This window comes from Mycolicibacterium sp. P4_G11 (assembly GCF_056555145.1).
Genome location: NZ_JBFUJW010000010.1, coordinates 354,413 through 376,705 on the forward strand (window position 1 = coordinate 354,413; position 22,293 = coordinate 376,705).

Below are 22,293 nucleotides of genomic sequence, written 5' to 3' on the forward strand. Positions count from 1 at the left end.
AGTTTTTTGTGCGATGAATCCGGCGCACCAACGACAACGGCCCCACCCGAGAAGGGCGGGGCCGTGTTCGTGAAATCTGCTACGACGGCGGACGCGACACGCACTGTGCCGCGTAGAGCTGCTCGCCGAGCTTGTCCATCAACTCCAACTGCGTTTCCAGGTAGTCGATGTGGCCTTCCTCGTCGGCGAGGATCGCCTCGAAGATGTTCGCACTGGTGGCGTCGCCCTTCTCGCGGCACAGGATGATGCCCGGCTTCAACCGGGTGACCACCTCGTACTCGATGGCGAGGTCGGCCTCGAACTGCTCGCGCAGGGTCTGGCCTACGCGCAGTGAGAACAACCGCTGGTAATTGGGCAGCCCGTCCAGCAGCAGAATGCGGTCAGTGAGCGTTTCCGCGTGGCGCATTTCCTCGAAGGACTCTTCGCGGGTGTGCTTCGCCAGTTCGGTAAACCCCCAATTGTCCTGCATTTTCGAATGCAGGAAGTATTGGTTGATCGCGGTCAGTTCGCTGGTCAATTGCTCGTTGAGCAATTTGAGGATTTCGGGGTCGCCTTGCATTTCGGCTCCTAAAACACCATCGGGGCTGGGTCAAGTGTCACTGGCGCGGAACAACAACGTGCCGCCTCCAAACCTAGTGCAGTGACTCGCCGCCGGCGACAGGATCGGAGAGTGTTTCCCGCCCGGATTTCACCCGCACTCGAGGTTTCCGGATTCGCGGCTCTGCCGCTGGCCAGCGGCTATGGACTGGCTGCCCTAAGTAAGGTTAGACTGCACTAACCGCCGCGGCGCCCGTCCGCGGTACCGAGCGACCCCCGGAATGGGAGCACCGATGAGCGAGCAGCCGTTGCACTCGCTCATTCTGGCCGCCGATTATCGCGTCGACGACGTGGAATCGATGTGGACGCGACTGAAATCGCAGCGATCAATTCTGAGCGAACTCTCCGCACACCACGTCGTCGTATATTCCTCGCTCTGGGAACCGGGACGGGTATTGGCCACCGTCGGCATCCATAACGCGAATTCCGTCCGCGAGGTGTTGCGGTCGCCGGCGATATTCGGATTTTTCGACGCCTCCGGCGTGGACGACATTCCCGCGATTTTCGCCGGTGAGGTGGTCGAGAAGATCGACCTGGCCGAACCGCCACCGGGCGAGCATGCCGTCGCGTCCGTCGTCGTCGGTGTCGTCACCGCGGTCGAGGACGTGCCCGCCCTGATGGACAAGGTGCACGACGCCGCCGGACGGTTCCGGGAAGCCGGCGTGTGCAAGGTCTGGGTGTACCGGGCCTTCGACGACGGCCACGAGGTGCTGATCCTGCAGCAGATCGAGAGCGAAGCCGCCGCCCGCCGCTGGATCGATCACCCCGATGCCGCCGCCGAGTGGATGTCCGCCGCTGGATTCGGCGTCTATCCATCGGTTTTCGTCGGCACCCTGGCCCACATCACGTCTATCGACGCCGCCGACGAGGCGGCCAACTGATGTTCGTCTGTCTGTGTACCGGAGTGACCAGCCAGGTCGTCACCGAACTCGTCGCCGGTGGCGCGACCACGTCAAAGCAGATCGCCGAGAAATGCGGCGCCGGCCTGGACTGCGGCCGCTGTCGCCGCACCGTGCGGGCCATCATCGAATCGGCTCGCACCGACTGCCCGGTACACAAAGCCGGCTAGGTCGGGTGGCCGGCTAGCCCTTCCGCCCCACGAACGCGCTCAACGCATCGGCGTTGGCGGAACCACCCAGCAACTCGGCGAACTGACCGGACTCGCGCTGCGTCGCCGCGACGATCGCCGCACGCGTCGGCTCGACCATCGCATGTTTGACGGCCATCAGACTCGAAAGCGGCCGCGAGGCAATGATTTCCGCGTGGCGGCGCGCCTCCGGCAGCAGGTCGTCCGGTTCGCAGACCCGCCACACCAGGCCCATGCGCAGGGCTTCGTCGGCGCTCACCCACTCCGAGGACAGCAGCAGCCAGGCGGCGTTCTGCCGTCCCATCAATCGCGGCAGCAGGTATGACGACGCCGCCTCCGACGCCACCCCGAGACTGGTGAACGGGCATTTGAGCCGCGCGGTCGTCGACATGAACGCCAGATCGGCATAGCCGAGGATGGTGGTGCCGATACCCAGACCGACCCCGTTCACCGCGCAGATCAACGGTTTGGGGAATGCCGTCAGCGCCTCGATCAGACCGGGAAAGCCGTACTCCCCCATCTGATATTCGGGGTTGGTGACCATCGCCTGCATCTCGACGAGGTCGTTGCCGGCGCTGAAAGCCCGTCCGGCGCCGGTGAGCAGCACGACGGAGACGTCCGGATCTGCCGCGGCTTCCTTCAGTGCGATCGTGGTGGCGTCGTACAGCGCCTCGCTGAACGCGTTGAGTGCGTCGGGCCGGTTCAGGGTCAGGGTGCGGACCCGGTTGGTGTCGTCGATCTGAACGAGCGCGGCGGGGTCGGTCACAGCTTGTCTCCAAACGGGTTTCGCATGACGTAGCGACTGGTGGGCACGGTGTCCACGTTGACGTTGGCGCCGAAGGCCGACGTGCTGGCGGTCATCTTGGCTGCGCGGTCGGCCAGGTCGGCATCGTCGGCGGCGCCGAAGAATGCGTGCAGGCTCGCGGTCGCCTCGATGGGGAACAACTCCTCGACGATGGCGCCGAGTTGCGGGGCGTCGGGCGTCAGCGAACGGACCACGGCGTTTTGCGTGTAGCCGAACGTGGATTGCGTGTCGATGGCGATCTGTGTGTGGTCAATGTGCCAGCGGCGGAACCACTCTCGCTCATCCATCCCATCCGGGCGGCGCAGCAGCGCGACGTTCGCCAGACCCGTGGTGCGCTCGCCGAGAACGATTGCCGGGCCGGCCATCGGAACCGATTCGGTGACCAGATATGCGGCCAGCTCGGTGCATTCGGCGCGCAGTCGTTCCAGTACCGCGGTCATCTGCGCGCCGTAGTACTGCTGCGTCCACACGCTGAGCACAGCGACGACCGGCGGGTCGAGCGTGGTCAGCAACATCAGAGAATCGCGTACTGCAACGTCTTTCACGTTGACCGCCAACCCGGGCACACCCAGCGCCAGCAACTCGTCGGCGACCTCGGTGCGCAGGCGTTCACACCAGGCGTCGTCCGCGGCGTCACGCCGCAGCGTGACCATGACCTTCTCCATCGAATCTCCCGTCAGTCCCGCGCCCAGCGCGGAGTGATGAACACGCCCTCGGCCTCGACCGTGATGCCCTCGGCATCGGAGATGTGCCCGACGGCATAGGTCTTGACGCCCTCGGTTCGGACGATGCGGGCCTCGGTGTGCAGATCGCCGAGGCGCGTCATGCGCCGGTAGCGCATCGTGAGCGTGCCGGTCAGCCGCGGCCGGCCAGGCAAGCTCGCGCCCTCGCCGAGCACATGGTCGAGAATCATGGCCGACACCCCGCCGTGCACGTGGCCCGGCGGACCTTCGTACGCGGCACCCAGATGGAAGTCGGCCGACACACTGCCGTCCTCGGCCCGGATCAGGACCACCGGCGGGGCGATCGGATTGCGCACGCCGATCACCGCGTTACCCCACGGCATTTCACTGCCTTGCGCTCCGAATCGGATACCGAACGAGCCCTCGAGCTGGTCGGCGCGCAACTGGGCGGTCGCGGCGTCGATCTCGGCCTTGACCGCCGCGACGGTGTCGGCACCGGTCTCCGTGCGGATGGTGGCATCGATCAGCTCGCGCACAGACTGCGTCAAGGGTTCGTAGATGGCCCGCATCCGCGCCACCTCGTCGGCGCTCAGCTTCTGCAATGTGTCGTCGAGCACCCTTGAACTAGAACACGTTCTAATCAGGCTGTCGAGGTTGGGGTCCCATTGCCTGCGCGCCAACAGATTTCGGACGACTACGGCAGATCCCCGCGGGGCACGACGCCAGGCCAGCCCTGGCGTCGCCAGCTACCGCGCAAGTTGTCAGCAGCAAATGCCATCGCGGCATCGACTAACTGCTTTTAGTGGGACCGGCAGTCCGCCTGGCCAAGCGTGCCGACCGACGACGTCAGTCGACGGACATGCCACAGTGGAACTATCCCGTCGGGCGACATAGAGCCCGTCTACCTGCCCATTAGAGAGTTTGCCTACCACATCGTCAAATAGCGGCGCGGCAAATTTGCCAAAAATTCGTACCTTCCGGCGGAATACTGTACTTCGGCATACCTGCGGATTAGAGTCTCAACACAGGCGCCGTCGTCGCGCATTCAGCAAATCCTGATGGGCAACACGGCAATGCGATCCCGAATACTGCGGGGATCCGGTTGTTAAGGAGTTCAGGCCGATGCGGATCGATGTGTTCGCCGGATGTCAGGTCTCGCGGGTAACCGTCGTGGATTCATACGAGGTTGTCTATGCGGGCGTCGCGGCCTGGCTCCGCGAGGACGCCGCACTCTGCGGGACCACCACGGCCCACTACACCGATGCCGGGCAGTTCCTGCGTAGTCACCCGATTCGCGAAGACGATCCCGAATGCGATGCGGAGGTGGTGTTGCTCGGACTGCACGCGGACGAAGCGACGGGTCTGGCCGGCGTCCGCGAACTCGCCAACCGCGGTTTCAACGTCGTGGTGTACTCCCATCTCACGGACCGCGACGTGATCCGCACCGCGATCGACTCGGGCGCCATGACCTACCTGACGCAGACCGAGGGCCGGGAGCACCTCATCAAAGCCATCCGAGCCGCCGTCACCCCGTTCCCATACCTGGGGCCGAGCATGGTGGCCGCCCTGGATGACCGGGATATCTGCCTGCGCCCGGTGCTGGCGCCGCGGGAGCAGGAGGTACTGCTGGCGTGGTTCCGGACGGACAGCAAAGAGCTCGTCGCCCAGCAGCTGTTCCTGGCGCCCAGTACCGTGCGCACGCACCTGCAGCGCATCCGCGCCAAGTACATCGCCGCCGGCCGCCCGGCCGGTACCAAAGCCGCCCTGGTCGCGCGGGCCATCCAGGATCGGATCATCAGCATCGACGATCTGTGACTCCGTAAACTTCACCCCATGACCGTCACCGCCGATGATCTGCGCCACTTGAACCGCTGCGTCGAGCTGGCCCGCGAAGCGCTGGACGATGGTGACCAACCGTTCGGCTCGCTGCTGGTGGATGCCGACGGCGTCGTGGTCTTCGAGGACCGCAACCGCGTCTCCGGTGGCGACCAGACTCAGCATCCCGAGTTCGCGATAGCCCGTTGGGCCGCAACCAATCTCGATCCCGCCCAGCGGGCCGCCGCGGTGACGTACACCTCCGGCGAGCACTGCCCCATGTGCTCTGCCGCGCATGCCTGGGTGGGCCTGGGCCGCATCGTCTACGCGACGTCGTCGGAGCAACTGGGCGGCTGGCTCGGTGAGTGGGGCGTCGCGCCCTCCCCTGTTGCGGCACTGCCCATTTCGGTGGTCGCGCCCGGCGTCCCCATCGACGGCCCCGTCGATGAATTCGCCGACACCATGAAGGGGCTGTACGAAACGGCATTCCGCCGCTGATTCCCCTTCCGAGTCACAACCGTTAGCCAACTGCGACGTCACTCTTCGGCATCGACAGCAAGCACCCGGCGCCCTGGGTGCTTCACTATTCAGTACGGGAGCCTGCCGTTACCCCCGAGACGGCAGGCTCCCTGTTCTCTGCGATGTGCCAGATTCAGTGGCTACTGTCGGCGACGTGCCGGATTCAGTGCCAACAGTCGCCGCAGAGGCGAGCGAGGCCACGCAACCACCATCGATGCGACCAATTCTTCGGGGCATCCTGCTCGATATCGCGCCACCGCTGACCGCCTACTACGGGCTGCGGGCCGCCGGCGCATCGGAGTATGTCGCCCTGCTGACCGCAACCATCGTGGCCGGCATCAAGGTCGCGTATGACGCCATCCGGGCCAGACGACTCGACCCCTTCGCCGGCTATCTGATGTTGAACTTCGGCCTGAGCCTGGCCGTCGGGCTGAGTACGTCGGACGCCCGGCTGCTGCTCGCCGGCACCACGCTGGTCGGCGGCATCGGCGGGCTGATCTTCCTCGGTAGTTGCGTGGTCGGCACACCCCTGACCCAGGTCATCGCCGAACGGGTCCAGACCGGTGAACAAGACACCGACCCGGCTGCGGTCGCCTACCGCCGGCGGGTGCAGATTCTGCTCTCAGCGATGTGGGGCGTCGGATTGATCATCGGGACCGGAGTGCAGGTGGCGATGATCTTCGCCACGTCGGTGGACGTCGCCAACGCTGTGACCACAGTGTTCTCGCTGGCCACCACTGCGGTGCTGTTGGCGGCGACATTCGTCATCGGCACGCGGGCCCGGACCCGGTGGGAACAGCGGGAGCAGCGGGTGCCGACGGAGGTGGAACAAATCGACGACCCCAAAGGTTGAGCGCAGGAGATTCAACTTTGGAGGTACGGATGTCTGACGCCACAACAGCACCCATCGCTGTTCCCGTCCTGTTTGTCACCGAGCCGATCGTCCTGCCGGGCATGGTCGTGCCCATCGAACTCGATGATGCGGCGCGTGCCGCGGTCGACGCGGCCCAGGCCGCTGCTGCCGCCGGCGAGGCCGGCAAGCTGCTCATCGCACCTCGCCTCGACGACCGCTACCCCACTCACGGTGTCCTGGCGTCGATCGTCCAGGTCGGGCGGGTGCCCGGCGGCGGCGCCGCGGCCGTCGTCCGCGGCGAGCGCCGCGCGCACATCGGTTCCGGCACCACCGGCCCGGGTAGCGCGCTGTGGGTGCTGGTCGATGAGGTTGACGAGCCTGAAGCCACCGACGAAACCCGCGCGCTGGCAGCCGAATACAAGAAGTTGCTGCTGGCCGTGCTGCAGCGCCGGGAGGCGTGGCAGATCGTCGACGCCGTCAACCAGATCAGTGAACCGTCGGCCCTGGCCGACACCGCCGGCTACGCGTCGTACCTGACCGACGTGCAGAAGCGCGAGCTCCTGGAGACCGCCGACGTGGCCGAACGGTTGAGGAGGCTGGTCGAGTGGACCGGCGAGCACCTGGCCGAGGTCGAGGTGAACGACAAGATCGCCGAAGACGTCCGCTCCGGAATGGACAAGCGGCAGAAGGAATTCCTGCTGCGCCAGCAGCTGGACGCCATCCGCAAGGAGCTGGGCGAGCTGGACGGTAGCGCCGGGACCGAGGAGCCCGCGGACTACCGGACCCGGATCGAGGCGGCCGATCTGCCCGAGAAGGTGCGGGAGGCGGCGCTGCGTGAGGTCGGCAAGCTGGAGCGGTCCAGCGAGCAGACCCCTGAGGGCGGCTGGATCCGCACCTGGCTGGACACGGTGCTGGACCTGCCGTGGCACGAGCGCACCGAGGATTCGGCGGATCTGAAGGCTGCCCGGGAGATTCTGGACGCCGACCACCATGGACTGGACGACGTGAAAGACCGCATCGTCGAGTACCTGGCGGTGCGGGCCCGTCGCGCACAGCGTGGCATGGCCGTCGTCGGCGGCCGGGGTTCGGGTGCGGTGATGGTGCTGGCCGGCCCGCCCGGCGTCGGGAAGACGTCGCTCGGTGAGTCGGTGGCGCGAGCGCTGGGCCGCAAGTTCGTCCGCGTCGCCCTGGGCGGCGTGCGCGACGAGGCCGAGATTCGCGGGCACCGGCGTACCTACGTCGGCGCGCTGCCGGGCCGCATCGTGCGGGCCATCGGTGAGGCCGGGTCGATGAATCCCGTTGTGCTGCTTGACGAGATCGACAAGGTGGGCTCCGACTACCGAGGTGATCCGGCGGCGGCGCTGCTGGAGGTGCTGGACCCGGCGCAGAACCACACATTCCGGGATCACTACCTGGACCTGGATCTGGACCTGTCCGACGTGGTGTTCCTGGCGACGGCAAACGTCATCGAGAACATCCCGTCGGCGCTGCTGGACCGCATGGAGCTCGTCACCATCGACGGCTACACCGAGGACGACAAGGTCGCCATCGCCCGGGATTACCTGCTGCCCCGGCAGGCCGAACGGGCGGCGTTGACCACCGACGAGGTGACCGTGACGGACGCCGCGCTGCGCAAGATCGCCGCGGACTACACCCGCGAACCGGGCGTCCGGCAGTTCGAGCGACTGCTGGCCAAGGCGCTGCGGAAGGTGACGACCAAGTTGGCCACCGGGGTCGACTCGGTCACGGTGGACGAGCCGGATCTGGTCCAGTACCTGGGCCGTCCCCGGTTCATGCCGGAGTCGGCCGAGCGCACCGCGGTGCCCGGAGTGGCCACGGGTCTGGCCGTCACCGGCATGGGTGGCGACGTCCTGTACATCGAGGCGGGCGCGAACGACGGTGAACCGGGTCTGCAGTTGACCGGCCAGCTGGGCGACGTGATGAAGGAATCGGCGCAGATCGCCCTGTCCTACGTGCGGTCGCACGCCGCCGAACTCGGCGTCGACCCGGCCGCGCTGGACCGTCGCATCCACGTGCACGTGCCCGCGGGCGCGGTGCCCAAGGATGGCCCATCTGCGGGCGTGACGATGGTGACCGCGCTGGTCTCCATGGCCACGGGACGTCAGGTTCGTTCCGACGTCGGGATGACGGGCGAGGTCACGCTGAACGGGCGGGTGCTGCCCATCGGCGGGGTCAAGCAGAAGCTGATGGCAGCCCAACGTGCCGGGCTGACAACAGTTTTCATCCCGTCACGCAACGAGCCAGATCTGGACGACGTGCCGGCCGAGGTCTTGGACGCACTCGATGTGCGACCGATGACCGACGTGGCCGACATCATCGCCCAGGCGCTGGAGCCGGCCGCCGAGGCTGCGACTGTCGCCGCCTGACAACTGGATAACCCGAGCAGACCCAAATGCTCCTGTTCACCTCATGGTGGTGGGACATTTGGGTCTGCTCGCGTTAGATGGGGACATGCCCAACTTCAACGAAGTGAAACGGCGCGTGGTCCACACCGTGCAGCGCCGCCTCGTCAATCCGGTGGGCCGGCAGCTGCCGGTGACCATGCTCGAGACCATCGGGCGCAAGTCCGGCGAACCCCGCCACACCGCGATCGGCGGCCGCGTCATCGACGGCGCCTTCTGGCTGGTTTCCGAGCACGGCGACCACGCTGATTTCGTCCGCAACATCAAGGCGAATCCCGCTGTGCGCGTACGTATCAACGGGGAATGGCGCGCCGGCACGGCCCACCTGGTGCCCGACGACGACCCCGCCGCCCGGCTGCGTCAACTCCCCCAGCTGAACAGTGCCGTGGTGCGGGTGATGGGCACCGACCTGCTATCGGTGCGCGTCGACCTGGCTTGATTCTCAGGCGATATCGGCCGACGGTGCCTCGTCGGCCAGGTGGATCGCGCGGTGCTCGATGAGTTCGTGGATCCGATCTGGGCCGAGTCGGGCCCGGAAATCCTTCACCGTGTAGCCGACGACGACCCCGTCGGTGAGAGCACGGACCGTCGCCGTGCGCGGAATCCCGAACAGCGGCCCGATCTCGCCGAAGTATTCGCCCGGTCCGGCGGTGAACAGCAGCATCGTCTCGCCGTCGGGCATCTCGCGGGTGATCTCGAACCGGCCCTCCCTGACCACGTAGATCAGGTCCCCGATGGTGGTCTGCTCGAACACCAGGTCGCCCGCGTCGAGCTCGAAGACCTCGGGCTCCCGCTCGGTGCCGGCGACGGTCGGGACGAGTTCGACCACCCGGTCCGCCAGCGGCAGCATGCGGCTGTCATGGGTGGCGACCACCACCACGCGGTCATCGGCCAACTCCCGGATGAGCCGCAGCACCTCCTCGACCTGGATGAAGTCCAGGTGCGCCGTCGGCTCGTCGGCCAGGATCAGCGGCGGATCCAGAGCGATGGCGCGCGCCACCGCGACGCGCTGCTGCTGTCCTCCCGACATGTCACCGGGGCGGTGCGTCATCCGGTGCGACAGACCAACTCGGTCGAGCAGTTCCGCGGCGCGCTGCCGCGATGCGCTGCGGCTCATGCCCGCGGCCCGCATCGGCACCATGACGTTCTCCGCGGCGGTCAGGCTGGGCACCAGGTTGAACGCCTGGAACACGATGCCGACGGTGTTGCGGCGGTAGTCGGTCAGCGCCTTGGGTCCGAGTGTGGTCACGTCGATACCGTCGAACAGGATCTGGCCCGACGTGGGCTTGAGGATTCCTCCCATGCACGACAGCAACGTCGTCTTCCCACAACCGCTGGGCCCCAACAGGATCGCGAGCGACCCCGCCGACAGCTCCAGCTCGAAATTGTCGATAGGCCTGACCTTGTCGGCGGACTTGCCGTATTCCACCACCAGGTCACGAATCTGTAAGCCGCTCATGATCTATGGCCCCCCGAATGCCATCGCTGGATCTATCGTCACCGCTCTACGCATGCCCGCCAGACTGGCGATGAGCCCAATGGTGATGGCCACCACCGGCAGCAACAGGTAGGCCCCGGCCGGCACGTCGACCCGCATCGGGAACATCGGTCCGAGCCCCATCGCCAGCAGCACGCCGATCGCCGCGGAGAACACGGCGACGAATACGGCCTGCATCGCCAGCCCGGCCATCATCGATTTCGTCTTCACCCCAACGGCTTTGAACACCGCGAAATCGCGGGTGCGTTCCATCGCGGACATGTAGATGAACATGCCGATGATCGTTGCGGCCACCACCCACAGCAGCACGGCCATGATGCTGATGGCGTCCACCGCGACCTTCAGCGGCCGCATCATGTCATCAATGGCGCCGTGCCGGTCCACCAGCCGGTAGCCGTCGAGCGCTTTGGTCGGGTTACCCCGGATGCCGACCGACGCGATGACGGGCTGCCCGCCGTACACCAGGCGCTGCGCACCGAGCGTCGTCAGGAACAGGTTGGGCTGCTGCGCCAGCACCGTCGAGTTGTTGACGATCCCCACGACCTGCAGGTTGTGCGAGGCGATGTGCATCTGGTCGCCGATCTTGCGCCCCAGCGTCGACGACACCGCGATCTCGTCCGGCGTGGCGGGCGGGCGGCCCTGCGACATCGCCGGCATACCTGGCCCGGCGGTGGGTGCGCCGAACAGATTCATGGTGCGCGGCGTCCCGTTGTCGAGCGCCGTAGTACCTGCGTAGACAACCGCGGCGGCCGCCTGCACGCCCGGAAGCTTCTGTGCGCGTTCAACTTCGGTCTGCGCGAACGGCGACGAGCCCAGGAACGGCCCGGCTGCCCCGTTCTGGATCATGAAGTAGTCGATGCCCAGTGAATTGACGGTATTGCTGGCCTCCACGCGGAACCCGTTGGCCAGCCCGGTGAGCACCAGGGTCATCGCGAACACGAAGGAAGTTCCGACGACCGCGATGAGAAATCGGCGGCGCCGCCATTGCAGGTCCCGCAACGCCGCGATCAGCACCCGAGAAATCTAACGTGTTCGCTGACCGCGCAACGGCAAGATAGCCAAAGCCGACCACGCCCGGTGAATGGTGCGACACTGGCCCCATGGCCTATGACGAGGATCTGGCCAACCGGATCCGTGAGCTGCTCGGCCCGGTCGGCGGCATCGACGAAAAGCGGATGTTCGGCGGGCTGGCTTTCCTGGTGAACGGCAACATGTCGGTCGCAGCCAGTCACGACAGTGGGCTGCTGGTTCGCGTTGCGCCCGACGACACTGACAAGTTGCTGGAACGCCAGCACGTCAGCCTGATGGTGATGGGCGGCCGAGAGATGCGCGGTTGGCTGCGGGTCGCGCCCGACGGCTGGAAAACCAAGCGGCAGCTGCAGAGCTGGGTCGATCGCGGTGTCGGGTACGCGGGGACACTGCCGCCCAAATAGCGTTTGCGCACGGCGAGGCTGGGTATGCGTGGAATAGGACGCGGCCGCACGCCGCGGCTGCTCGACTGCCGTCGAAAGGAACCCCGACATGGCCAGCTCACCCACATTCGTGATCATCGGCGGCGGACTGGCAGGCGCCAAAGCCGCGGAAGCCCTGCGCGGCAAGGACTTCGGGGGCCAGATCGTGTTGTTCTGCGCCGAGGACCGATTGCCCTACGAACGCCCGCCACTGTCCAAGGAATTCATGGCCGGCAAGAAGACCATCGAGGAATTCACGGTGCAGCCCAAGAGCTGGTACGCCGAACACGACGTCGATCTGCGCCTGGGTACCGAAATCACCACGCTCGATCGCACCGCACACATGGTGGCCTTCAATTCCGGTGATCACGAGCATTACGACAAGTTGTTGCTGGCCACCGGATCCCACGCTCGCAAACCACCGATTCCCGGCTCCGACGCCGACGGCGTGTACTACTTGCGCACCGTCGACGACGCCACCGAGCTGCTGGCTCAACTCGGTGACGGCCGGCGGCTGGCGATCGTCGGCGCCGGCTGGATCGGGCTCGAGGTCGCGGCCAGCGCCCGTGGGCTGGGCACCGACGTCACGGTGGTGGAATCCGCCGCGCTGCCGCTGCTGGCCTCCCTCGGCCGGGAAGCCGCAGAGGTGTTCGTCGGCCTGCACCGCGACCACGGCGTCGATCTGCGGCTGGGCACCACGGTCGACGAGATCACCACCGCCGATCACAAGGCGACGGGGCTGCGGCTCGGCGACGGTTCCACCGTCGAGGCCGACGCGGTTCTGGTCGCGGTCGGTGCCATGCCGAACATCGAAGTCGCCGAACGGTCCGGGCTGGTGATTGCCCACAGCGGTATCGCGGTCGACGAGTCGCTCAAGAGCAGCGACGACGACATCTACGCCGTGGGCGACATCGCGGCCGCTGAACATCCGTTGTTCGGCGTCCCGATCCGCACCGAGCACTGGGCCAACGCCCTCAAGCAGCCGGCTGTCGCTGTAGCCGGAATGCTCGGCACGCCAGGCACTTACGATGAGTTGCCGTACTTCTTCACCGATCAGTTCGACCTTGGCATGGAGTACGTCGGCTACGCGCCGCAGTACCAGCTGGCCGTCACGCGCGGAGACCTCGAGAAGCGCGAATTCACGATGTTCTGGCTGGACAACAGGCACCGGGTGCTGGCCGGCATGAACGTCAACATCTGGGAAGGCCTTGACGACATCAAGCAGCTCATCCGATCCCGCCGAACGGTCGATGCCGAGGCGCTGGCCGATCCGTCGGTGTCGCTGGCTGCGCTGGCGGGTTGACGCGCGTCGCCAAGCCGAAATTCCTTTGATTCCAATGCAGGCGTGCTGTCACGATTGCCTATGCATGTCACCATCAGGGAAGCTGTTTCGGCGGACGCGATGGCTGTTGCGGAGGCGCATGTCCGGTCATGGCAAGTCGGCTACCGCGGCTTGATTCCGGCCACTTACCTCGATGCCTTGCGACCCGAAGACAGGGCTGGTCGGTATGCCTTCGAACAGATGAACCCCGAAGGTCCCTTCACTCACGTCGCTATTGCCGGAGACACGGTCTGCGGCCACGTCACCACGGGTCGTTGCCGAGACGATGACCTCCAAGGCAGTGGAGAGATCTGGGCAATCTATGTTGACCCGCACAGGTGGGGCAGCGGGATCGGACACCGCCTCATGACCGCTGGTTGCGCGTACCTGGGTAGCCGCGGCTATGACAGGGCCGCACTGTGGGTTCTATCGGGAAACGATCGAGCCCGTCGCTTCTATGAATCGGCGGGGTGGCGCTGCGACGGTACACAACGCACCGACTCCATCGGCGATCATCCAGTCGATGAAGTGCGCTATCAGCGGGCAGTGCAAATCGCAGATCATCCGCAGTCTCATTTCTAGGGCTTCGAGGCTGATCAGGTCGTGCCTCGCCCTCTGTCGAAGTGGGCGGGCGTGTCTTGTCAATCTTCGTTGGGTCTCGACGACACTGCTCGAACATTCGGCGCGCACAAGTGGTTTCAACGTTTGACGGAGATTCCGATTCGGCCGCTCCGTTCGATGCTTTCTAGCAGGAAAACTTGTCATACCCTTCTGCTTTGATGGTGTCATGTCCAGCGCTGCAACGGCTTTCGATGTTGAGGCGTCGCCGTGTGAGCGTATCGATGCGTTCTTCGATGAGATCGGTGAGCTGACCGGGCAGCGCAACGCGATCGACGCGCGGCTGGTGGAAATTGCGGCCGAGATCGATCGTGACGGGTTGTGGGGCGCCACCGGTGCCCGGTCGCTCACGTCGTTGGTGGCGTGGAAAACCGGGGTGTCGCCGCGCAATGCGGAGGTGATGGTGGCGGTCGCGCACCGTCTGGAGGAGTTTCCGCGGTGCGCTGAGGCGATGCGTGAGGGCCGGTTGTCGTTGGATCAGGTCGGGGTGGTCGCCGAACACGCGGCCGAGGGTTCTGATGAGCACTATGCCCAGTTCGCAGAAAGCGCCACCGTGACCCAGTTGCGCACGGCCGTGAAGCTCGAGCCGCGCCCGGAGCCCGAGCCCGAGTCGGAGTCGACGCCGGATCCTGAGCGGTCGATCAAGAAGACCACCCACGATGACGGGTCGACGACGTACACGATCCGGTTGCCGAAGCTGGAGGCGGCGAAGTTCGATGCGGCCCTGGCCTCGCATCAGGATGCGTTGGTCGCGGACTGGAAACGTGACCACGAGAACGACGAGGGTGTGTCGGATGAGGCGCCGCCGTTCCCGAATCAGGTGGACGGGTTCATGAGCCTGGTCGACGCGGGCTGGGATTCCGATGTCGAGCGCCGCCCGCACGGGCAGCACACCACGGTGATCGTGCATCTGGATGTCGAACACGACACGGCCGCACTGCATCTGGGCCCGGCACTGACCGACGACGAACGCGCATACCTGCTATGTGACGCCACGTGCGAACTGTGGCTCGAAAAGCACGGCCAGCCGATCGGCGCCGGCCGCAGCACCCGCACCATCAACCGCCGGCTGCGCCGCGCGCTGGAGCATCGTGACCGCTGCTGTGTGGTGCCGGGGTGCGGCGCCACCCGCGGCCTGCACGCCCACCACGTCATTCATTGGGAGGACGGCGGCGTCACCGAACTGCACAATTTGGTGTTGGTGTGCCCGTACCACCATCGGCTGCACCACAAAGGTGGCATCACCATCACCGGACCCGCCGACCGACTCGTCGTCACCGACGCCGCCGGACAACCACTGACCAACCGGTCTCTGGCAAGGCCGCCGACCACCCCGCCGCCGAACGTCCCGCCGTGCCCCGGCCCCACCGGGGAACGTGCCCAATGGTGGTGGTACCAACCCTTCCAGCCACCACCCACACCGTCGACGAACTAGACGGGACCACCCGCGACACCACACCCGGATCAGGCCGGCCCCCACCGACGGACACCTACCATCGGAAAATCGGTGAGGATCGACCTCACAAATGCCGGAGTCGGAGCGTCTACAGGGTGTGAAAGCCAAAGAGCCATTCGAGGCCGTGGTCCGAAACCACGGCCCCACGGTCTTTCGGGTCTGTTGCGCCGTCGTCGGTGCATACGACGCCGATGATGCCTGGTCGGAGACGTTCCTGGCAGCCATGAAGGCCTACCCAGATCTGCCATCGGACGCGAATCTCGAGGCCTGGCTGGTCACCATCGCGCACCACAAAGCCATCGACATCACCAGGACCCGGACGCGCCAGCCGATCCCTACCGACGTGGTCCCTGAGACAGCGGGTCCGCGCGACACCCGCGACTTCGACGACCTGGCCGCTGCGGTCGACCAGCTACCCCACAAGCAGAAGCACGCCGTGGCCTATCACTATCTGGCCGGCCTGCCCTACAACGAGGTCGCCGAGATTCTGGGCGGCACCGCCGCGGCCGCACGCCGCGCCGCCAGCGACGGCATCGCGACACTACGACGCACCTACCTCGGCGAGCTCGTCGCGGTCACCGCGCCTCAGAAGGACACAGGAAGGAGTCCGCAATGATCAACGGCGACATCATCACCGGTGAACTGGCGCGCATCACCGAACCCGGCCCCGACAAATTGGCCGACCTGCACAACCGGCTGGCCGCCGCGGCAGGGCGGGACGGAGTCCTCGACGTCGCCTACCGCACCGTCGACAGCCCGGTCGGACCGCTGCTCCTGGCGGCCACCGACCAGGGCCTGATCCGCGTCGCCTACGCCCGCGAAGACCACGACGCCGTGCTGCAGCAGCTCGCCGACAAGGTGAGCCCCCGCATCCTGCTGGCACCGGCACGGCTCGACGCCGTTGCCCGCGAACTCGACGAGTACTTCGGCCGGGCCCGACGTACCTTCGACGTACCGCTGGATTGGCGGCTGGCCGCTGGGTTCCGCGCCGCGGTGCTGCACCACCTGCCCGAGATCGGCTACGGACGGACGGCCAGCTACGCCGAGGTCGCCGCGCTGGCCGGTAGCCCCAAAGCAGTGCGGGCGGTGGGCACCGCATGTGCGAAAAACCCACTGCCCGTGGTGGTTCCGTGTCACCGCGTGGTCCGTAGCGACGGCGCGATGGGCGGCTACCTCGGCGGCCCGGAGGCCAAACGTCTGCTGCTGGATCTGGAGGCCGCGGCATGAGCATCTGGCAGCAGCGCGTCGCGGCCACCGATTGGGAAGCCGTCCGAACCGAGCTCGAGACCGTCGGTGGTGCGTTGACCGGACCGCTCGTCACGCCGGCCGAGGCCGCCGAGCTGGCCACGATCTACCCCGATGCGACGCGCTTCCGCTCGACCATCGACATGGCCCGCTACCGGTTCGGTGAAGGCCAGTACCGCTACTTCCACCGGCCCTACCCCGAGATCGTCACCGAGCTCAAATACGCGCTCTACCCGCACCTGCTGCCGATCGCGCGAGACTGGTGGACCAGACTGCGTCGCGAGCCGCCCTGGCCCGACAGTTTCGACGACTGGCTCGATACCTGCCACCGAGCAGGGCAGACCAGAACCACCGCATTGCTGCTCAAGTACGGCGCCGGCGGTTGGTGCGCCCTGCACCAGGATCTGTACGGGGACTTGGTTTTTCCGCTGCAGGTCGTCATCAACCTGACGCGGCCCGAAGTCGATTACACCGGTGGGGAATTCCTGCTCTACGAGCAGCGACCGCGCGCGCAGTCTCGTGGCTCGGCCATCTCCATCCCGTTCGGGCATGGGCTGGTGATCACCACCCGCGAGCGGCCGGTACCGTCGAAACGCGGCTGGGCCGTCGGCCCGGTCCGTCATGGCGTGTCCACGCTGCGTTCCGGGTCCCGCATGACCCTCGGCCTGATCTTCCACGACGCCGCATGACCAGCTACACGCTGACCGACGCCAGCGGCCGGCCCTACGACAGCGCGACACCGGGGCGCGTGGGTGGGCATCGGCGCAACAAGCTCTACGGGCGTCTGGACTGCACCTCGGCGCTGCGGGCGATCGCCGCCGGCGGCTACGTCACCCAACGAGTCTTCTTCGCCGACGAAAATGTCGCCGTCGCAGCGGGATACCGCCCCTGCGCGGTCTGCCTGCCCCAGGAATACCGGCAGTGGAAGGCAGCGCGGTGAGACGCGGGCGCTTCACTCGAGCCCGGCGGTGCCGTCCGGCTTGACGGTGACCTTGGCACCCGCGAGATCCTCGCGGGTGCTGGCCTCGGCCTGCGACGGATCGGTGATCACCGCAAGCGCCCGGCTACCGCTGGGCGTGCGGACGGCGACGAAGATCTTCTCGGGAGCGCCCTCGCGGGTCACCGGCGTCGTCCAGGCCTCTACCGTGCCGGTGCCCGACCACTCATTCTCGGCCCCTACCGTAGGTTCGGCATCGACCTCGGATTGCACATCTTCCCAACGGAATTCATGTGTCGGCTGCCGGGTGCCGTACACACCGAAGCTGTGTTTGGTGAGGTATCCGCCGTTGGCCGTGATCAGGCCGACCTGGCCGGGATTGGCAGCCAACCGTTCGGCCATGGTGGCGATCGAATGAGAGACGTAGTTGTTCCACGGCCCGCCGGCGAACGTCAGGCCTCCGGTCACCGTCAGCGGCCGCTGCGGATCATCCAGGGCCAGCCCCAATTCCCGCGCCGCCACCTGCACTGCCGAAGGAAAACAGGAGTACACGTCGACCGCGTCGATGTCATCGACGCCGAGGCCGGTCAGTTCCAGCACCCGGCGGCCCGCAATCCGGATGGCTGGCGACTCCGAAAAACTGCCCCGCTCACCCAGCACGTACGGATCATGGGCATCAGTACCCGCATACGGGAAAACCCAACGGTCCCTGGGAATCTGCAGCTCTTCCGCCTTGCCCACCGAGGTGAGGATCAGCGCCGCGCCCTGGTCGACCATGTTGTTGGAGTTCATCAGCTTTGTGTACGGCCAGCTGATCATCCGGTTGTCCGGACCGGGCTGCCAGATCTGTTCCGCGGGCACCGATTCCCGACTCCAGGCATGTGAATTGCCTTCTGCCACTTGGCTGAACCGCGACCACAACTCGCCGATCCGCTGCCGGTGCTCCTCCGGCGTCTCCCCCGCAGCGATGCGCAGTGCCTGCTCGAACATCGGGTACACGTGCGATGGCGCCACCAGACCGATGCGCAGCTCGGCCGGCCCCACCATGTCCACATCGGGGTCGCTGGGCGCCATCGGCACCGACTCGTCCTGCTGTGTGCCGGCCAGTCGCTCACCACGCGCCTTCAACCGCGTTCGGGTACGCCAGGTTTCGCCGCCGGCGATCAACACCACGTCGTTGCGGCCCTGCTGGATGTCCAGGCAGGCTTGGTTGACCAACGACTGGGGCACATTGCCGCCGACCGGGCTGTACCGGGTGACGGCATCGGGTGCGCCGATCCGCTGCGCCAGCAGTAGACCCGGGTCGCGGTACCGCAGCGAGAACACGTTGACGATGCGCACCGCGTCAACCGACTCGAGGACGCGGGCATCGGCCGCCTCCCGCGCCGCGGCTTCCATGAGGTCGACCGGCTCGCCACCCGGGTTCTCGTCGCACTGGTTCACCTGGCCGTAGCCGACCAGCACCGGGGTTCGGGGATCAAAGGACACTGAGGGATTCCTCTCCGGATGCGGGTCCGACGCGGTAGATCGATTTGATGCTCTGGTAGGCGGCCAGCCCCTCGGGCCCGAGTTCGCGGCCCAGGCCACTGGCTTTCACCCCACCGAACGGCGCCGCCATGTCCAATTGGTAGTCGTTGACGCCGACCGTCCCGCTGCGGATGGCGCGGGCGATGTCGGTGGCGCGTTCGGCATCGGCCGACCACACCGTCCCGCCGAGGCCGTACTCGCTGTCGTTGGCGAGCACGACGGCCTGCTGCTCGGTCTCATACGGAATCACCGCGAGGACCGGGCCGAAGATCTCCTCCTGCGCGATGCGGGAGGCATTGTCCACATCGACGAACACCGTCGGCGAGACGAACCAGCCGTCGGGTTGATCGGCCGGAACGCCGCCGCCGGCAACGATTTTGGCGCCATCCGCCTTTCCGGCTTCGATGTAGCCGAGCACCCGGTCGCGCTGACGGGCGCTCACCAGCGGGCCGACGTCCGTCGACTTCTCCAGCGGGTCACCGACATTCAGCCCGGACGCCAGCGCGGCCAGCGCGTCGACCATCTCGTCATACCGGGACCGCGGTACCAGAATCCGCGAGTTCAGGTGGCACGTCTGGCCGTTGTTGACGAACGCCGCCGACTTCAGCCCGTTGATCGTCGTCTCCAGATCAGCGTCCTCGAGAACGACGGCGGCCGACTTACCGCCCAGTTCCAGGGTGACCGGCCGCAGGAGGCGCCCGCAGGCCTCGGCGATCTGCCGTCCGACTGCGGTCGATCCGGTGAAGGACACCTTGTCGACGCCGGGATGGGAGACCAGACGCGCTCCGGTGTCGGGCCCGCCCGCGATGACATTCAGCACGCCGGCCGGTAGGCCCGCCGCCTGCGCAGCCTCGGCGAACACCAAGGCATCCAGCGCCGTCTCGGGTGAGGCCTTGAGCACCACGGTGCAGCCGGCCGCCAGCGCCGGCGCCAACTTGAACGCCGCCAGCGCCTGCGGGTAGTTCCACGGCACGATCGCCCCGACCACGCCCACCGGTTCGCGGCGCACGATGGTGTGTCCGATGGCCGCCGGACGAATCTCTTCCGCCGGGGTCCCGGTGATCAGGCCGGCGTAGTACTGCAGCAGTGCGGCGGGGAAGCGGCCGTTCGCGCCGCGGGACAACCGGATCGGCATGCCGTTCTCGCGCGTGCACAGTTCGTTGGTCGAGACCGAACGGGCCAGCAGCTCGTCGGCCAGCCGGTTCAGCACGGCAGCGCGCTCGGTTGGCGGCGTCGCACTCCAGCCCGCCAGCGCCGCTCCCGCCGCCGCGACGGCCGCGTCGACCTCGTCCGGGCCTGCCGCGGCGCCCAGGCCGAGCAGCGTCCCGGTCGCGGCTTCCAGCACCGGGGTCGAGGCCGTGGCCGGGCGGAACTGTCCGCCGACGAAAATCCTTGCGCTGTCGTCGATCACGGACATCCGGGCACTCCTTCGGCGGTGACGGCGGACCCTGTGAGCGGCTCCACAACCACACGTTAGCGGGTCGCCGCCAACCAGCGTGACCTGGCCCTTTGCCCTCTATCGGTACACTCACCACAGATGATCGACGCCTCGGCAGCCGCCGCTGCACCATGCCTACCGACCGGCTCAGCAGCCGTGCGGCACCCGCGCGTCTACATCGATGTGGCCGTGGTGGTGGCCGTCCTGGTCGCGACCAACCTGCTGGCCCACTTCACCACCCCCTGGGCGAACATCGTCGTCGTGCCCCTCGCGGCGCTCGGACTGGTCGCCCTGGTGCGCAAACGGGGCCTCGGCTGGACCGAGCTCGGGCTCGGCCGCGCCCACTGGCGGACCGGCATGCGCTACGCGCTCGGCGCGATCCTGCTCGTCGGATCGGTGATCGCCGCAGGTGTGCTCCTGCCCTGGACTCGGCCGATGTTCCTGAACAACCACTACGCGACCATTTCCGGCGCGTTGCTGGCCTCGATGATCGTGATCCCGCTACAGACCGTCATTCCCGAGGAACTCGCGTTCCGCGGCGTCCTGCACGGCACGCTCGACCGGGCCTGGGGCTTCCGCGGCGTCGCCGCCGCCGGTTCGCTGCTGTTCGGACTCTGGCACATCGCCACCTCACTGGGCCTGACCAGCAGCAACGTCGGATTCACCCGGGTCTTCGGCGGCGGGGTGGTCGGCATGATCGCCGGCGTGGCGATGGCAGTCGTCGCCACGGCTGCCGCGGGATTCGTCTTCACCTGGCTGCGACGCCGGTCCGGCAGCCTGCTCGCCCCGATCGCCCTGCACTGGTCGCTGAACGGCATGGGCGCGCTCGCCGCCGCCGCGGTCTGGCACTTCAGCTAGGACCACACCCCTAACCGTCACCAGATCGCTGCGGTTCAGACCTCGTTGTGGCTCGTTGCACCGGGCTAGCCTCGAGATGTATCAGTCAATGTCACGAAAGGTCATGGCAATGATGCATATCGTCTGGTTGCTACTTCTCGGCCTCATCGTCGGAGCCATTGCCCGGTTCGTCGTGCCGGGGAAAGACGACATGGGGTGGATTCTCACGTGTGTGCTTGGCGTCGCCGGTGGTTACGTCGGCGGCACGTTGAGCAGCATCCTCTATGCGCCGCACAAGCTCGACTTCCGTCCGCCCATCGCCCACTCGTTCTGGGGCGCCCTGGTCGGCGCGGTGATCCTGGTGTTGATCTACCGCTTCGTGAAGTCGAAGAGTTCGACCTAGCGCTCGCGCAGAAATGAATTGAGGACCGTGCCCAACCGGGCACGGTCCTCAATTTTTCGGCTGCTACCCCGCGGGGGCCATCTCGGGCGGGGCGTTCGTCACCGGCACCGGCACGCCGACCATCGGGTGGGCCGGATCAGCGGGCTTCGGCGGAGCGTTCGGGTCGACCGGCGGCGGAGGCGGCGGGTTCCACGGGCGGATCGACTGGGCCAGCGTCACCGCGGCGGCCTTGTCGACCGGGTGGTTGCCCGAACCCAGCCACACCACGAACCACCGCTGCGGGTTGCGCTGGCTGCGGATGGTGGCGTCCGGCGGCGGGTTGCCGACGACGCCCGCCCAGATCTGGCCGTTCGGCTTACCGGTGTCGGTGAACTTCACCTCGTAGAACGAGGCCGCACCCGGCAGGTTCCCCGCGGTCAGCGCGGTGGTCTCCTGGCCGACGCGGGTACCCGGGAACGGCATGAAGAACTCACCCATGTCCGAGGCCAACCGGTTGGCGGCCTTGCCGTTGTCGGACTCGGCGCCGGCGAACAGCTTCAGGTCCAGCCGGCCCAGCAGAACGCTGGTGTCGCTCGGAGCCTGCTCCGCGCCTGCGGCCGGAACCCGGGTCAGCAGCGCCTGACCGTACGACAGCTGCGTGGCGTCGGCGATCTTCCAGCCCTGCGGCACGACGTAACTGAAGCCACCGGCGTCGTTGTTGACGCGGCCGGGCTCAGGCGCGGGCGCCGGGGCGCCGGCCGGAGTGGCTCCGGGGGCGGCGGGCGCTGCCGGGGCGCCGGG

Annotated in this window: 26 protein-coding genes; 17 read left to right on the plus strand and 9 right to left on the minus strand. The window is 66.9% G+C overall.

Annotated elements, in window-relative coordinates; all coding sequences use genetic code 11:
- Nucleotides 1-79 precede the first annotated feature (79 nt).
- Nucleotides 80-559, minus strand: a complete 480-nt coding sequence (gene bfr / locus AC1U2B_RS22840; RefSeq protein ID WP_043392183.1) for a bacterioferritin — start codon at nucleotides 557-559, stop codon at nucleotides 80-82.
- Between the two features lie 271 nt (nucleotides 560-830).
- On the opposite strand from bfr, the gene AC1U2B_RS22845 reads away from it, so the two are divergent.
- Together AC1U2B_RS22845 and AC1U2B_RS22850 are read left to right on the plus strand one after the other, a co-directional pair.
- Nucleotides 831-1,478 (plus strand): fatty-acid--CoA ligase, encoded by a 648-nt coding sequence (locus AC1U2B_RS22845; RefSeq protein WP_071286973.1) that lies wholly within the window; start codon nucleotides 831-833, stop codon nucleotides 1,476-1,478.
- Nucleotides 1,478-1,666: a (2Fe-2S)-binding protein gene (locus AC1U2B_RS22850; RefSeq protein ID WP_043392187.1), complete on the plus strand. Its 189-nt coding sequence runs from the start codon at nucleotides 1,478-1,480 to the stop codon at nucleotides 1,664-1,666. The genes AC1U2B_RS22845 and AC1U2B_RS22850 overlap by 1 nt, the downstream gene beginning before the upstream one ends.
- A gap of 13 nt (nucleotides 1,667-1,679) precedes the next feature.
- Here the strand turns inward: AC1U2B_RS22850 and AC1U2B_RS22855 are convergent, their stop codons facing one another.
- Genes AC1U2B_RS22855 through AC1U2B_RS22865 form a run of 3 tightly spaced genes read right to left on the minus strand, consistent with a single transcriptional unit; the run spans nucleotide 1,680 to nucleotide 3,789 of the window.
- A complete protein-coding gene (locus AC1U2B_RS22855) occupies nucleotides 1,680-2,450 on the minus strand; it encodes an enoyl-CoA hydratase/isomerase family protein (protein WP_043392189.1) in 771 nt (256 codons plus the stop codon).
- Nucleotides 2,447-3,154 carry an EthD domain-containing protein gene (locus AC1U2B_RS22860; protein WP_480218575.1) on the minus strand — a complete coding sequence of 236 codons (708 nt, stop codon included), beginning with the start codon at nucleotides 3,152-3,154 and terminating at the stop codon, nucleotides 2,447-2,449. Before AC1U2B_RS22860 ends, AC1U2B_RS22855 begins: the two co-directional genes overlap by 4 nt.
- A gap of 11 nt (nucleotides 3,155-3,165) precedes the next feature.
- Entirely contained in the window at nucleotides 3,166-3,789 is a 624-nt protein-coding gene (locus AC1U2B_RS22865) for a PaaI family thioesterase (RefSeq protein ID WP_418001729.1), read from the minus strand.
- A gap of 505 nt (nucleotides 3,790-4,294) precedes the next feature.
- On the opposite strand from AC1U2B_RS22865, the gene AC1U2B_RS22870 reads away from it, so the two are divergent.
- The 5 genes from AC1U2B_RS22870 (at nucleotide 4,295) to AC1U2B_RS22890 (ending at nucleotide 9,221) form a co-directional block, all read left to right on the plus strand.
- Complete coding sequence (locus AC1U2B_RS22870; protein WP_480218576.1) at nucleotides 4,295-4,987, plus strand: LuxR C-terminal-related transcriptional regulator; 693 nt, start codon at nucleotides 4,295-4,297, stop codon at nucleotides 4,985-4,987.
- 18 nt (nucleotides 4,988-5,005) lie between these two features.
- Nucleotides 5,006-5,485 (plus strand): nucleoside deaminase, encoded by a 480-nt coding sequence (locus AC1U2B_RS22875; protein WP_480218577.1) that lies wholly within the window; start codon nucleotides 5,006-5,008, stop codon nucleotides 5,483-5,485.
- Between the two features lie 235 nt (nucleotides 5,486-5,720).
- Nucleotides 5,721-6,359: a VC0807 family protein gene (locus tag AC1U2B_RS22880; RefSeq protein ID WP_480218578.1), complete on the plus strand. Its 639-nt coding sequence runs from the start codon at nucleotides 5,721-5,723 to the stop codon at nucleotides 6,357-6,359.
- 29 nt (nucleotides 6,360-6,388) lie between these two features.
- Complete coding sequence (gene lon / locus AC1U2B_RS22885; RefSeq protein ID WP_480218579.1) at nucleotides 6,389-8,746, plus strand: endopeptidase La; 2,358 nt, start codon at nucleotides 6,389-6,391, stop codon at nucleotides 8,744-8,746.
- An 85-nt stretch (nucleotides 8,747-8,831) separates the two neighbouring features.
- Nucleotides 8,832-9,221, plus strand: a complete 390-nt coding sequence (locus AC1U2B_RS22890) for a nitroreductase family deazaflavin-dependent oxidoreductase (protein ID WP_480218580.1) — start codon at nucleotides 8,832-8,834, stop codon at nucleotides 9,219-9,221.
- A 3-nt stretch (nucleotides 9,222-9,224) separates the two neighbouring features.
- Here AC1U2B_RS22890 and AC1U2B_RS22895 read toward each other — a convergent pair whose 3' ends face one another.
- Complete coding sequence (locus AC1U2B_RS22895; protein ID WP_480218581.1) at nucleotides 9,225-10,241, minus strand: ABC transporter ATP-binding protein; 1,017 nt, start codon at nucleotides 10,239-10,241, stop codon at nucleotides 9,225-9,227.
- A gap of 3 nt (nucleotides 10,242-10,244) precedes the next feature.
- Complete coding sequence (locus tag AC1U2B_RS22900; protein ID WP_480218582.1) at nucleotides 10,245-11,294, minus strand: ABC transporter permease; 1,050 nt, start codon at nucleotides 11,292-11,294, stop codon at nucleotides 10,245-10,247.
- 86 nt (nucleotides 11,295-11,380) lie between these two features.
- Between AC1U2B_RS22900 and AC1U2B_RS22905 the strand changes: the two genes are divergently transcribed.
- From AC1U2B_RS22905 to AC1U2B_RS22940, 8 genes are all read left to right on the plus strand, one after another.
- Entirely contained in the window at nucleotides 11,381-11,713 is a 333-nt protein-coding gene (locus AC1U2B_RS22905; protein WP_043392208.1) for a TfoX/Sxy family protein, read from the plus strand.
- Nucleotides 11,714-11,801: 88 nt separating this feature from the next.
- Complete coding sequence (locus AC1U2B_RS22910) at nucleotides 11,802-13,034, plus strand: NAD(P)/FAD-dependent oxidoreductase (protein ID WP_480218583.1); 1,233 nt, start codon at nucleotides 11,802-11,804, stop codon at nucleotides 13,032-13,034.
- Between the two features lie 60 nt (nucleotides 13,035-13,094).
- The gene (locus AC1U2B_RS22915) at nucleotides 13,095-13,634 is read left to right on the plus strand and encodes a GNAT family N-acetyltransferase (protein ID WP_480218584.1); all 540 of its coding nucleotides are present in this window, start codon (nucleotides 13,095-13,097) and stop codon (nucleotides 13,632-13,634) included.
- 205 nt (nucleotides 13,635-13,839) lie between these two features.
- Nucleotides 13,840-15,105 carry an HNH endonuclease signature motif containing protein gene (locus tag AC1U2B_RS22920; protein ID WP_480218585.1) on the plus strand — a complete coding sequence of 422 codons (1,266 nt, stop codon included), beginning with the start codon at nucleotides 13,840-13,842 and terminating at the stop codon, nucleotides 15,103-15,105.
- Nucleotides 15,106-15,196: 91 nt separating this feature from the next.
- Nucleotides 15,197-15,742, plus strand: coding sequence for an RNA polymerase sigma factor (locus AC1U2B_RS22925; protein WP_480218586.1), 546 nt, complete (start codon nucleotides 15,197-15,199; stop codon nucleotides 15,740-15,742).
- Nucleotides 15,739-16,353 (plus strand): methylated-DNA--[protein]-cysteine S-methyltransferase, encoded by a 615-nt coding sequence (locus tag AC1U2B_RS22930; protein WP_480218587.1) that lies wholly within the window; start codon nucleotides 15,739-15,741, stop codon nucleotides 16,351-16,353. The genes AC1U2B_RS22925 and AC1U2B_RS22930 overlap by 4 nt, the downstream gene beginning before the upstream one ends.
- Nucleotides 16,350-17,060 carry a 2OG-Fe(II) oxygenase gene (locus AC1U2B_RS22935; protein ID WP_480218588.1) on the plus strand — a complete coding sequence of 237 codons (711 nt, stop codon included), beginning with the start codon at nucleotides 16,350-16,352 and terminating at the stop codon, nucleotides 17,058-17,060. The genes AC1U2B_RS22930 and AC1U2B_RS22935 overlap by 4 nt, the downstream gene beginning before the upstream one ends.
- Nucleotides 17,057-17,311, plus strand: coding sequence for an Ada metal-binding domain-containing protein (locus AC1U2B_RS22940; protein WP_480218589.1), 255 nt, complete (start codon nucleotides 17,057-17,059; stop codon nucleotides 17,309-17,311). Before AC1U2B_RS22935 ends, AC1U2B_RS22940 begins: the two co-directional genes overlap by 4 nt.
- A 12-nt stretch (nucleotides 17,312-17,323) precedes the next feature.
- Here the strand turns inward: AC1U2B_RS22940 and AC1U2B_RS22945 are convergent, their stop codons facing one another.
- Together AC1U2B_RS22945 and AC1U2B_RS22950 are read right to left on the minus strand one after the other, a co-directional pair.
- Nucleotides 17,324-18,796: an acetyl-CoA acetyltransferase gene (locus tag AC1U2B_RS22945; RefSeq protein ID WP_480218590.1), complete on the minus strand. Its 1,473-nt coding sequence runs from the start codon at nucleotides 18,794-18,796 to the stop codon at nucleotides 17,324-17,326.
- Nucleotides 18,786-20,252 carry an aldehyde dehydrogenase gene (locus AC1U2B_RS22950; protein WP_480218591.1) on the minus strand — a complete coding sequence of 489 codons (1,467 nt, stop codon included), beginning with the start codon at nucleotides 20,250-20,252 and terminating at the stop codon, nucleotides 18,786-18,788. Before AC1U2B_RS22950 ends, AC1U2B_RS22945 begins: the two co-directional genes overlap by 11 nt.
- 120 nt (nucleotides 20,253-20,372) lie before the next feature.
- On the opposite strand from AC1U2B_RS22950, the gene AC1U2B_RS22955 reads away from it, so the two are divergent.
- A complete protein-coding gene (locus AC1U2B_RS22955) occupies nucleotides 20,373-21,131 on the plus strand; it encodes a CPBP family intramembrane glutamic endopeptidase (RefSeq protein WP_071286987.1) in 759 nt (252 codons plus the stop codon).
- A 109-nt stretch (nucleotides 21,132-21,240) separates the two neighbouring features.
- Nucleotides 21,241-21,513 (plus strand): GlsB/YeaQ/YmgE family stress response membrane protein, encoded by a 273-nt coding sequence (locus AC1U2B_RS22960; RefSeq protein WP_480218610.1) that lies wholly within the window; start codon nucleotides 21,241-21,243, stop codon nucleotides 21,511-21,513.
- 63 nt (nucleotides 21,514-21,576) lie between these two features.
- On the opposite strand, the gene AC1U2B_RS22965 is transcribed toward AC1U2B_RS22960, so the two are convergent.
- Nucleotides 21,577-22,293: APA family fibronectin-binding glycoprotein (locus AC1U2B_RS22965; RefSeq protein WP_480218592.1), on the minus strand; the 717-nt coding region annotated here is incomplete at its 5' end.